The sequence below is a fragment of the Chlorobium phaeovibrioides genome, from assembly GCF_003968655.1.
GTDB classification, from domain to species: Bacteria; Bacteroidota; Chlorobiia; order Chlorobiales; family Chlorobiaceae; genus Chlorobium; species Chlorobium phaeovibrioides.
This window is the reverse complement of the sequence record NZ_RXYK01000001.1, coordinates 100769-112915: the sequence shown is the minus strand read 5'-3', so window position 1 is coordinate 112915 and position 12147 is coordinate 100769. Positions and strand designations below refer to the sequence as shown.

10 protein-coding genes are annotated in these 12147 nt (G+C 53.9%); 4 read left to right on the top strand and 6 right to left on the bottom strand.

Translation table 11 applies throughout. From position 1 onward, the window contains the following. Nucleotides 1-11: 11 nt before the first annotated feature. Nucleotides 12-2444, top strand: coding sequence for a replication restart helicase PriA (priA, locus tag EKD02_RS00515; protein WP_126383279.1), 2433 nt, complete (start codon nucleotides 12-14; stop codon nucleotides 2442-2444). 165 nt (nucleotides 2445-2609) lie between these two features. Here the strand turns inward: priA and EKD02_RS00510 are convergent, their stop codons facing one another. Next, entirely contained in the window at nucleotides 2610-4724 is a 2115-nt protein-coding gene (locus tag EKD02_RS00510; protein ID WP_185805669.1) for an ATP-binding protein, read from the bottom strand. 270 nt (nucleotides 4725-4994) lie between these two features. On the opposite strand from EKD02_RS00510, the gene EKD02_RS00505 reads away from it, so the two are divergent. The 3 genes from EKD02_RS00505 (at nucleotide 4995) to EKD02_RS00495 (ending at nucleotide 7582) form a co-directional block, all read left to right on the top strand. After that, nucleotides 4995-6182 carry an iron-containing alcohol dehydrogenase gene (locus tag EKD02_RS00505; protein ID WP_126383275.1) on the top strand — a complete coding sequence of 396 codons (1188 nt, stop codon included), beginning with the start codon at nucleotides 4995-4997 and terminating at the stop codon, nucleotides 6180-6182. An 80-nt stretch (nucleotides 6183-6262) separates the two neighbouring features. Next, on the top strand, nucleotides 6263-6763 hold the full coding sequence (locus EKD02_RS00500; protein WP_126383273.1) for a DoxX family membrane protein: 501 nt from the start codon (nucleotides 6263-6265) through the stop codon (nucleotides 6761-6763). A gap of 6 nt (nucleotides 6764-6769) precedes the next feature. Further along, nucleotides 6770-7582: a tetratricopeptide repeat protein gene (locus tag EKD02_RS00495; RefSeq protein ID WP_126383271.1), complete on the top strand. Its 813-nt coding sequence runs from the start codon at nucleotides 6770-6772 to the stop codon at nucleotides 7580-7582. 5 nt (nucleotides 7583-7587) lie between these two features. On the opposite strand, the gene EKD02_RS00490 is transcribed toward EKD02_RS00495, so the two are convergent. The 5 genes from EKD02_RS00490 to EKD02_RS00470 are packed head-to-tail and all read right to left on the bottom strand — an operon-like array spanning nucleotide 7588 to nucleotide 12043. Continuing rightward, the gene (locus EKD02_RS00490) at nucleotides 7588-8043 is read right to left on the bottom strand and encodes a type II 3-dehydroquinate dehydratase (RefSeq protein WP_126383270.1); all 456 of its coding nucleotides are present in this window, start codon (nucleotides 8041-8043) and stop codon (nucleotides 7588-7590) included. 15 nt (nucleotides 8044-8058) lie between these two features. Further along, nucleotides 8059-9537 carry an ATP-dependent protease ATPase subunit HslU gene (gene hslU, locus EKD02_RS00485; RefSeq protein WP_011890198.1) on the bottom strand — a complete coding sequence of 493 codons (1479 nt, stop codon included), beginning with the start codon at nucleotides 9535-9537 and terminating at the stop codon, nucleotides 8059-8061. 38 nt (nucleotides 9538-9575) lie between these two features. Continuing rightward, the gene (gene hslV, locus EKD02_RS00480; protein ID WP_011890199.1) at nucleotides 9576-10124 is read right to left on the bottom strand and encodes an ATP-dependent protease subunit HslV; all 549 of its coding nucleotides are present in this window, start codon (nucleotides 10122-10124) and stop codon (nucleotides 9576-9578) included. Between the two features lie 4 nt (nucleotides 10125-10128). Then, complete coding sequence (gene rpoN / locus EKD02_RS00475) at nucleotides 10129-11472, bottom strand: RNA polymerase factor sigma-54 (protein ID WP_126341456.1); 1344 nt, start codon at nucleotides 11470-11472, stop codon at nucleotides 10129-10131. After that, entirely contained in the window at nucleotides 11465-12043 is a 579-nt protein-coding gene (locus EKD02_RS00470; protein ID WP_126341455.1) for a DUF3109 family protein, read from the bottom strand. Before EKD02_RS00470 ends, rpoN begins: the two co-directional genes overlap by 8 nt. Nucleotides 12044-12147 lie beyond the last annotated feature (104 nt).

Sequence of the window (12147 nt, the reverse complement as noted above, 5' to 3'; positions counted from 1 at the left end):
CCGGCTCTCCCATGCATGTCCTCATAACAGCCGAACGCCTTTTCAGGGGAGAGCCCTTTGCTCTCAGGGTACCCGAAGAAGCTGAAGCAACTCTGAAGCCGGGATGCATGGTGCTCATATCCACCACCGGCGGAAGACAGTCCCTATCAACGGCATACATCCTTGAAACCGATGTTGAAGCTCCTCCCTCCCACCCTCCAGCCGAACTGACCGATATCCTCTACGGAGGAGAGCCCGTTCTCAGCCAGCCCATGATGCGACTCACGGAGTGGATGGCCGGATACTACCTCACCCGGCGGATTGACTGTATCACAGCAACCATCCCGCTTGCAGTACGCACCACGGTTGATGAAATAGTAGAACCCAGCGACTTCACCCTTGAGGCAGAAGAGCGCAGCACTAAGAACACGGCTCTCCGCCGCCGAATCATGCAGCTGCTTCATCAAGAAGGTCGGCTGACTGTAAAGCAGCTGCAGCGCCGACTTGGGAAAAAACAGCTTTATCGAACCCTGTCGGAACTTGAACGGGGCGGCCATCTGAAGATCACGAGAAAAATCTCCTCGACATCACAGAAAACAGCACCCGCATGGCGCATTGCCCCCACCCTCCCCGCTGAACCCGAAGAGGGACTCAAGAACACTCCAAAACAGCTTGAGACATTCCACCGCATAGCAGCCTTCGGCCCCGGCGGAGCATCACTTGACGCCTCACATGCATCGCGCCGCATACTCAACACGCTTACAGCTTCGGGTTACCTTGAAAAAATTGATATCCCCCTGCACGGCCGCTTCGACACAGGTATGCCAACACCCGACGAAGGAACAAAAAAACCAACTGCAGCGCAACGCACCGCTCTTGCCGCCCTCAGCGATGCCGTCCGCAAAGCGGCCTACCATACCTTTCTGCTGCACGGCGTTACCGGCAGCGGCAAAACGCTTGTCTACATAGAATTTCTGAAAGAAGTGCTCGCGAGAGGCAAAACAGCCATTGTGCTCGTCCCCGAAATTGCCCTCACCCCGCAGACCGCAGGCAGGTTCCGCCAGCACTTCGGTGACGCCGTCACCATCATGCACAGCGCAATGGGCAGACAGGAAAAGTATGACGCATGGCACAGCCTCCGAAGTGGAAGAACCAGAATTGCTCTCGGAGCCCGTTCAACCATCTTCGCCCCGCTTGAAAACCTTGGAGCCATCATTGTTGACGAAGAGCACGACGGCGCCTACAAGCAGGACCGGAACCCCCGCTACAACGCGCGCGACATTGCGGTCATGAGAGCCCGAACAGAAGGAGCCATCTGCATCCTCGGCTCGGCAACCCCCTCCTTCGAATCCTACGGCAACGCACTTCAGGGCAAATACACCCGCCTGACTCTGCCCGAGAGGATTGACGGGGCAACCATGCCGACACTCTGCATGGTTGTCATGAAAGACAGCCCCAAAGCCACACCCTCAATTTCAGACAAGCTGCGCCACGAAATGGCAAAACGGCTTGAGAAGAACGAACAGATCATCCTCCTCCAGAACAGGAGAGGCTTTTCGGGCAGCGTCCTCTGCTTCGCATGCGGCCATGTTCCCCAGTGCCCCCACTGCGGCATACCCATGGTGTACCATGCCGGGCACCGCCAGCTCCGCTGCCACTACTGCGGCCACACCGAACCATTCAGCAACCTCTGTCCCTCATGCTCCTCCCCCGATCTCTTCTTCAAAGGAAGCGGCACAGAGAGGATTGAAGAGGAGCTCCAGACACTGTTCCCTGAAGAACGCATTCTCCGCATGGATGTGGACACCACAACAACAAAAGGCTCACACGGACGCATCCTCGATGAGTTCCGCGAAGGCAAAGCCCGCATCCTGCTCGGCACCCAGATGGTCGCCAAAGGGCTCGACTTTCCCAATGTCACACTTGTCGGCGTTCTCATGGCCGACATCGGCCTGAACCTCCCCGACTTCCGTGCCTCAGAAAGGATGTACTCGCTCCTCACACAGGTATCGGGACGCGCAGGGCGTTCATCCACCCCCGGCGAAGTCTACCTGCAGGTCTACAACCGTGAAAACGAAGTTTTCAACGCCCTGCTCACCGGCAGCTACAGTGAATTTTTCAAACTGGAAATGGCCTCACGCAAAGAGCTCGGATACCCCCCTTACACAAAGCTGGTGAAATTTGAATGCAGCTCGCCCGATGAACCCACGGCACAAAAAGCAGCTGAAGTCTGCAGAGAAATGCTCCAGACGGCACTCACCGACACCAAAGGCCAAGTGCTCGGCCCCGCACCCGCCAGCATAGCAAAAATCCGGGGCAACTACCGCTACCATCTTCTGGTAAAACTCACTGAAGCCCGCCTCACGGAACCCTTCGCCAGATACCTCCAGCACGAAATCACCTCACGCTTCCGCAACCCTGCCGCCACCGTCAGCATCGATGTCGACCCGGGAAGTCTGATGTAAAGCAATCTGAGATACTCTTGAATAATGATATAACGCTTCTTGCTGCCGGCTGTTTTATCTGGAATGCTCATCTCCAGTAAGCCAGGGTTCGGATGTGCACGCCCGAGAGTCGTTGTACCGTTTGATGAGCAGGCTCTCGAAATCTTCATTCAAGAGCCTGCCGTCTCAGTTCTCAAGAATGTCATGGATCAGTTTCAGGAAGGCCTTCATGGCGAATGGTTTTTGAATGAAGTTCACTCCTTCTTCGAATGCCCCGTGCTGCCTGATCCGTTCAGGAGCGTAGCCGGACATGAAGAGGGTTTTCAGATCAGGGATTTCTTTGCGCAATTCCTGGTTCATATCCACACCGTTCATTCCCGGCAGGACAACATCGCTGACAAGCAGCTTAAGAGGCAGCTGCCTGTCCCTGACCATGGCAAGGGCTGTTTCCGCATCCTCTGCAGTGAGAACCCTGTGTCCTTGATTTTCAAGAAACCGCGTGACCAATTGAAGGATATCGGGTACATCCTCAACAACCAGAATGGTTGATCCTGTTGTTTTCCCGTGAAGCTCAGGCGTCGTGTCGACTGTTGTACTTTCCTGCTTTGCGTATCGCGGCAGATAAACCGTAAACGAACTGCCGCTTCCCGCTTCTGTCCAGCATTCGACACAACCGTTATTTTGGCGGGCAATGCCATAAACTGTTGAAAGCCCAAGCCCAGACCCTTCTCCTACCTCTTTCGTAGTATAAAAAGGCTCAAAAATGTGCGGGAGGTCATGCGCTTTGATGCCGGTTCCCGTATCGGTAACCGATATGGAAACATAGATCCCCGGTAACAGACATGGAAAGCCTGACCGTATATCTGATGTTTCAACATGCTTCACGCCCGTAGCAATGGTGATGGTACCGCTGTGCCCAATTGCATCCCGGGCGTTAAGGCAAAGGTTGGTGAGAATCTGGTCGAACTGTGTAGGATCCATCCACACCCTGACAGCATCTATGGCCGGCTTACAGTTGCACTGTATGCTTTCACCCAGGGCGCTTTTGAGTATCGGCAGCATAACCGCAACCTCTTCGTTCACATTGATGACCTGCATCTGACGCAACTGTTTACGGGCAAACGAGAGCAGCTGGCTGGTAAGATTGGCACTTCTCTCAGTTGAGCGCCGTATTGCCTCAAGACCTTCAAAGAAAGGATGGGTTTCAGGGATGGATTCAAGCAGAATTTCCGTATAGCCAAGCGTGACGGAGAGCATGTTGTTGAAGTCGTGAGCAATGCCTCCTGCCAGCTGGCCAAGGAGCTCTATTTTCTGTGACTGCTGCAACTGCTCCTGCATCCGCTGTTCCGACTGTTCGGCAAGCTTGCGGGTAACAATGCCCCATAAACAATCAGCAATTCGGCTTGCGGTTCCGGCATCAGCCTCAGTATAGGCAGCGGCTTTGTTGCAGATACCGAAAATGGCAGTAACCTCACCGGACTTCATGAGAGGAATGACCAGCGCCCTGATGACCATGTCGTGTCCAACAGGCAACCCACTTCTCTTCCTGAGCGAGGGATAGTCATTATGAATGACAAGCTGTTTTGTTTTGATGACATCGTCCCACAGGTGCGACAGTCTGAGAATGGGGTGCCCCGCCTCCCCCATGCCTGCATGCCGAAAATGGTTCGATGCGTTTGTTGACCAGACCTGTACCGGCTCATTATTGAGTTCTTCGGTAATGAAGGTGCAGAACCCGATGGCGCTTCCTGTCATCTGTTCTGCTTCATCAAGAGCAATCCGTACCAATTCCTCTATGGAAGAGGCTTCCGCCAGCTCAAGCATCCGCAGATGCAGGGCCTGCAGTGATTCAAGCCTCTGTCGCTCTGTAATGTCAATCCCTATGGCCAGAACACACGGCTCACCATCCACCTCTATTTTCCGTCCGGTTATAGCCCGCCATGTATACTCAGGACCTCCGCCCACAAGAACTCTCGCCTCCCCTGTTTTATCAGCACCTGAACTGATGACAGCAGAAAATTGCTGCATCACAAAATCTCTGTCATCAGGATGGATGGCCCTCATACCGTCTACATCGCTCATCTCACCCTCAGGCCTCCCGATAATCACATCCCTCATATACCGGTTCCATGCAATCAGTTTTCCCCCGGCGTTCATGATGGAAAAGGAGCCGGGGAAAAGCTCATAGACATCCTTGAACCGCCTCAGGATTTCCGATTGCACCGCAAACACCGAGCCTCCGCCTGTGCAGCTATCTTCTGGAGAGAATGTTTCTTTCTTGCCTTCAGTCATGGATTCCATGTTCATTAGTTTTCAAGAACCAGTCAGTCTGAAAGTTCACCGTAAAACAAGGCCTTATATGCAAAGCATGGCCTTTCATGGAGTCATAACATTTTTTTCGCCCTTTCTGTTCTGCCGGCACCATGTATCTTTCTGTTGCCTCCCTTTGCAGAATGGCAGGTATGGCTCCACTCCAGAGGAAGGCTGACACCACAGAGAAATCCTTGGCGGGTAAGCGAAAGGACTTATATATTAAAATACACAACGGCTTTTTCATTCAAGATATACATCATGCACTTCGAATACCAGAACCCGACACGCATAGTCTTTGGGACAGGAACCCTCTCAAAACTCGGTGAAGTGGTTCGTGAATACGGAAAGAAGGCCCTTGTCGTTACCGGTGGCGGCAGCGTGAAACGCAACGGCACCTTTGAGCGCGCAGTGCGCAGTCTCAACGAGGCCGGCGTGGCAGTTGCCCAATGCGCCGGCGTGGAACCGAACCCGCGGATTGCAACGGTTGAGCGCGGAGCCGATACGGCCCGCAGGGAAGAGTGTGATGTGGTCGTTGCCCTTGGAGGCGGCAGCGTCATGGACGCAGCCAAGGTTATGGCAGCAGCTGTATTCTACGAAGGGGATCCCTGGAACATGATGGCTCACGGCCAGCCCGACCGACGGCTGCCTGAAAGCGCCCTTCCCCTCATCACCGTGCCAACCCTTGCGGCAACAGGCTCTGAAATGAACTCGGGAGCCGTCATCACCGATGAAAAGAGCACCCTCAAGTCAGTGGTATCGGCCAGATGCCTATATCCAAAAGTTGCCGTAGTAGATCCGGAACTGACCCTGAGCGTACCCAAAGACCAGACAGCAAACGGCATATGCGACCTGATCACCCATGTGACGGAATCATACTTCAACGGGATTGATGGCACACCTGTGCAGGACCGGTTTGCCGAAGGGGTCATCCTCACCGCAATGGAGTGGGGACCGGAAGCAATAGCAGATGGCAGCAACATCCAGGCACGCGAACAGGTGCAATGGGCATCGCTGGTGGCACTCAACGGATGGGTGCAGGCCGGTACGGCATCCCCCTTTCCTGTGCACATGATCGAACACTCGCTATCCGCCCACCACGACATCGCCCACGGCGCCGGACTCTCAGCCATCAACCCTTCATGGATGCGCTTTGCAGCCCGCACCCGTCCCGACCGATTTGCCGGGTTCGCACATCGCATCTTCTCAATCCCCCTGAACGGTCCTGAAGACTCTTCAGCAGCAATGGAAGGCATAAACCGCTTCGAGGCCTTCCTTGCCTCAATCGGCTGCCCCACCAGCCTGAGTGAAATGAAGATCGGCGACGCACTGATAGAGCAGTATGCGCAGGACACGCTGCAGGTAATCCACGACGCTGAAGGCCGCCTTCCCGGCCGGCCGCCGATGAGCGCGGAGGACATTGTGGAAGTGCTCAGGAAAGCACTCTGAAAACGGGAAATGACCTCACAACAGGTTCACAAGGGTCATGGGATCCCCAACTTTCTGTAACCATGGAACAGTAAAGACCAATGGGCGATTTTGAATGGAAGGCAGCGTGGATGCGCCAGCACCCGCTGAAAAGTGCCGGAGTCATCCTATTTCTCATGGGCCGTTATCTCTTTGCGGCATTTTTCGTCTACGGCTTCTGGCACAAACTGGTAAAAGGATGGCTCTGGACCGACCTGATGGAGGGGTTCTTCAGGCTGCGGCTTTCAGAGCTGGAGGCGGGGTCGTTTCAGGCGCTTTATCTTGAGTACTTTGCCATTCCTCTGGCCATGCCGATTGCCTGGATTGTGACGGTCGGTGAACTCATTATAGCTCTGGGGCTGATTACCGGTACGGCGGTGAGGCTGAATGCCGCCTTCGCACTGTTCATGTTCATCAATTTTGCGGCTGGTGCATATTACAACCTGACGCTTCCTCCCTTCATGGTGTTCGCACTGCTCATGATGCTGCTCCCTTCGGGGCACTGGCTTGGTATCGACCGCAAGCTTCACCGCACATACCCTGAATCCATCTGGTTCAAATAAGAACACATGAAAGGAAAAGCAGCCAGCACTTCCCTCCTTCTCCATACAGCCACGGCGGCATGTATTGGTCTTGCGACCCTCTTCCAGCCTGGAGAGACGACGGCAGCTTCGCCAGAGGCATCAACGGCGCTGAACAGCGGCGACAGAGCATTCTGGAAAATGGAGTACCGCAGGGCGGACTCTCTTTACTCCATAGCTGGCGGCTGTGAACCAATGAACGCTGAAATCTGGTGGAAACTTGCACGCCTTGAAGTCAGTATCGGCGAATCTCTTCCGCGCGATGATAAGAAGAAGCGGATTGAGCATTACCGGAAGGCGGTGCACCATGCACAAAAAAGCATACGACTCGACAGTACCCGTGCCGAATCGCATGCATGGCTCGCTGCCGCTCTTGGGATGGCTGCAGAAAAAAGTGGAACAAAGGAAAAACTCCGAAACGCAGGAGAGATCAAACGGCAACTGGATACCGCCCTTCGTCTGAACCCGAACGATCAGACAGCACTCTCAATGCTGGGTTCGTACTACCGACAGGCTGCCGGCATTGGCTGGTTCAAGCGAATGATGGGAGGGACCTTCGTAGGGAAAATGCCGAAAGGCGACTATGAAGATGCAGAAGATGCTCTGAAAAAGGCCATTACGCTTGACCCCAGAGTAATCAGAAACTACCATGAACTCGCTCTGGTTGAACTTGAGCTTGGGCATAAAAAAGAGGCTGCAGCTCTGATGGAGGCGGCGATGGACAAACCCATCCTCTTTTACAGCGACCGGCGCCGTCTTCGCCAGATGCGCCATTTACTGGAAAAGCTGCGGGACGACTGAACCCCCTACTGCCTGCCCCCCTGCTCTCTGAGAGAGACGAGAGCACGAACGCCAAGATGGTAGCTCTCTTCCCCGAACCCACTGACAACCCCCGCGCATACCGCTGAAATCACAGACCTGCTGCGAAACTCCTCGCGGGCGTAGATGTTCGACAAATGCACCTCTACCACAGCCGCCCCGACGGCACTGATGGCGTCCCGAAGGGCAATGGAATAATGGGTAAGGGCGCCGGCATTGAGCAGTACCCCCATGCATCCCCCCTCGTCCTCCACCTGAAAAAGCTTTTCAAGCAGCTCTCCCTCATCCTCCGTCTGGAAGAAGTCAAAGGCGATGTCGGGAAACGCCTTTTTTATACCGACATTGATCTCCTCAAGCGTTGTGTGGCCGTAAATGGCCGGCTCGCGTTTTCCGAGACGGGAAAGGTTGGGGCCGTTGAGAACAAGAATCCTGTGCTGGCTCATGGTTACTGGTCTGAGTTACAGAATATACTGGCTGAGATCCCTGTCAGAGGCAACATGGTTCAGCTTCGCCTTCACCATCTCCTCGTCTATGAGCACTTTGCCTTTCGACATGTTTTCAGGAATGTCGAACATCAACTCTTCAAGCAGATTGGTCATGATGGTGTGCAGCCTCCGCGCTCCGATATTTTCCACACTCTCGTTGACCACCGCTGCAGTCCGGGCAATCTCGCGGATGGACCCATCGGTAAACTGGAGATCGACCCCTTCCGTTCCCATCAGTGCCCGATACTGCTTGATGAGGGCATTGCGGGGCTGGGTGAGAATCAGGTAGAAGTCCTCTTCTGTCAGGCTCTTCAGCTCAACACGGATGGGAAAACGACCCTGAAGTTCAGGGATCAAATCGGACGGTTTGGCTACATGAAATGCACCCGAGGCGATGAAAAGCACATGGTCGGTCTTGACCATGCCGTGCTTGGTCGCAACATTCGAACCCTCCACAATCGGCAGAAGGTCGCGCTGCACCCCCTCCCTGCTTACATCCGGCCCCTTGGCTCCGCCACCTGTCGTCGGTGCGGCAATTTTATCAATTTCATCAATAAAGACAATCCCCGACTGCTCTACTTTTATGATGGCCTCCTTCACAACGGTGTCCATATCAATCAGCTTCTGCACCTCCTCCTGTTCCAGAATCCTTCTGGCGTCGGCAATGGTGACACGGCGTTTTTTGCTCTTGCGGGGAAGGCCGTTCATCAGGTCCTGCATAATGCCGCCAATCTCCTCCATCTGACCCATCGGACCAAAAATCTGCATCATCCCGCCCGAAGAGTCGCCCGATACATCCATCTCAATCTGCCGGTCCTCCAGCTTGCCTTCGCGCAGCCGCTGGAGCATCTTCTCGCGGCTCCTGCGGTTGACTTCAAGAGACTCATCTTTCGGTTCAAATGAGGAAGACGAACCCTCATCCCCCTCTATGAGGGCCTCCTGAATATCATCTTCAGCCGAACCGGCAACAGGAGGAAGCAGAATGTCAATAATGCGCTCTTCAACATGAGCCGCAGCCTTTTCACGGACCTCCTCCGACTTTTCACTGCGCACCATGGCAACAGACTGGTCAACAAGATCGCGGATCATGGACTCAACATCACGGCCGACATAGCCGACCTCGGTGAACTTGGATGCCTCAACTTTCACGAAAGGGGCCTTTGCAAGTTTTGCAAGACGACGGGCAATTTCAGTTTTTCCGACACCTGTCGGCCCGATCATGATGATGTTGTTCGGCATGATCTCGTCACGCAGCTCCTCGCCAACATTCTGGCGGCGAAGACGGTTGCGCAGGGCTATGGCTACAGATTTTTTGGCCTCTTTCTGGCCGATGATGTATTTGTCGAGCAGGGCAACAATCTGGTGCGGCGTCAGGTGCTCCGCCCCAAGGGTTCCACCCTGTGCGTCAGCGTCTATGGGGAGAAAAACAGAGGATTCTTTCTTCAGGGTCATTGCATGGATTTAGAATATTTCTGAAAGGTCGGGGAGGTTCAGACCTCCTCCACAACGATATGATCGTTGGTATAAATACAGATGTCGGCTGCCGTCCTGAGGCTCTCCTGTACAATCTCGCCGGCATGCAGTCCGGTATGCTTCATGAGGGCACGGGCTGCAGCAAGGGCATACATACTGCCGCTGCCGATGGCAACAATGCCATCTTCAGGCTCAATGACATCGCCGGTCCCGGAAATGATGAGCGCTTTTTCACTGCTCACAATGGCCAGCATGGCTTCAAGTCGGCGAAGATATTTATCGGTCCGCCAGTCACGGGCAAGTTCAACTGCCGCCCGCTCAAGCTTTCCGTTGTAGGCTTCAAGTTTCTCCTCAAAACGGTCAAGCAGGGTTAGGGCATCAGCAGTTGCTCCGGCGAATCCAGCAAGCAGCCTGCCTTGATAGAGGCTTCTGATTTTTCGGGTTGAATGTTTGACGACGGTATTGCCGAGTGTCATCTGGCCATCACTGCCGAGAGCCGCCTTCCCGTCGCGCAGTACTCCAATCACAGTTGTTGAACGGATGCGGGACTCTTCTGAATGCTTCATTCGATTAAAATATTTTTTTCCTTAGTCTTGCCACTGGAATTTGCATTTGTTCACGGTATTTTGCAACCGTTCTTCTGGCTATCTGGAACCCCTGTTCCGAAAGCATTGCCGTCAAGCGGTCGTCTGAAAGCGGCTTCGACGGCTCCTCCGCCTCTATCATGTCGGCAAGATGCTGCTTGATCACCTTGCTTGACACATCCTCCCCATCATCGGTCTGGATTGCACCGGTAAAAAAATACTTCAGTTCAAAAACTCCGAACCGCGTCTGCACATATTTACTGTTGGCGGCACGGCTGATGGTGGAAATATCAAGCCCGGTATCGGCCGCAATGGTTTTCATGCCGAGAGGCGCAAGAAACGCCGGACCATCGGCAAAAAATGCATACTGGTGCTTCATGAGCGACTCAATCACCTTGAGAAGCGTCTGGCGCCGTGACTCAAGAGCACTGGCAAAATCATTGGCGCGCTGCATGTTCCGGCGGATGAACTGCAGGTCCTCCTTCGACCCCTGCCGCTTGCCGAGAATGTCGCGATACCGGTCACTGACTTTGACTGACAGGGCGCTCCGGTCATTGAGAGAGGCCGTCAGTTCCCCATTGTCAAAGGAAACAAGAAAGTCCGGCGAAATGTAATGCCCGCCTTCATCCTGAAAAATTCCAGGGTGGGGATCAAGCGCAACAATGGCGTTGATTGCCGCATCAATCTCTTCTGGCTGATGGGGGAGTTTTTTGACAAGCCGCTCAAATCGACGATGAATAAAATCATCAAAATGGTGGATGAGAATCGCTTCGGCAACGCCACGAACCCTCACTGAGGCTTTTCCTCGCGAGAAATGCAGCTGCACAAGCAGCCGTTCCCTGAGATCAAGCGCCGCCACACCGGGCGGATCGAGATGGAGGATTTTGAGGCGAATGGCTTCAACTTCATCTCCGTCAACTTCCAGTCCGGCAATGCGGAGACTGTCAACAATCACCTCCGGATCTTCAACGAAGTAACCGTCTGAGTCCAGATTGCCGAGAATTTCAATGGCCACTTCCACCTCACCCCGCTCTATGTTTTCCTGAAGCGCCAACTGCTTGAGAAGAATTTCATGGAAGCTGTCAAACTGAACAGCCTGAAAAAAATGTTCACCTGAGCTTTGGCCGCTTGATGAAGCGGAACTTCGCTCCCGTTCGTCCAGCGAATTCTCTTTCTCCGCCTCAACCGCATCAAGGAGGGGATTTTCCTGCAGCTCTTCGTAGATCCGCTGTTCAAGATTGGCAAGCGGAAGCTGCAGCAGCTGACTGCTGATTATCTGCTGTGTTGAAAGCTGTGCTTTCTGCTTCTGCTGCAACCTGAATTCAGCCATGAGGGTCGGATATGGAATCAGAAAATGAGATGAGGCTTCTCACCCATGCTTTGCCATACAGCTCTTCAAGGTGAGGACGGAGATACTCTACAAGCGGAACTCTTTGCTCCGTGCCGAGCAATCTGGCATGCCGGCACATTCCATGCTGCTCATAGACAAGATACGGCAATCCGAACTTTTTCCTCACCCGCAACGGAAAAAGACGGCAGGAAAGCGGCTTTGGAAACGCTGTTTTTCCCTCGTTGCAGGCAATTTCCAGAGCACAGAGCGTCACACCCTCACGAATGAGGGCAAACACGCACTCCCTGCCCGAAAGTGTCCGTGTGTAGAGCGAACCCTGATAGTCCTCAACCGTTCCATGACGGGCAATCCACTGCCTGTTGGCGTCAGGCAGCATTCGCAGCACCTCTCCAGGAGGGTGCTGCAGCAATGTGGCTTCCGCTTCGCTGAGGGGAGCTCCAAGCTCACCCTCAACACAGCAGCATCCCCTGCATGCATTGAGATCGCATGAAAAAAAAGAGTCAAGAATATCCCTCTCGACAAGGACCTCACCTACTGACAGAATTCCCATGAAACAAACCCTCTGACTGGTTAAAGCAAATAGGCACTTGCCTGTTCGCTCTTTTTTTCATAGCTATAAGCTTTTCTGCAGCCCCGATACCCGAAACAGTCCAA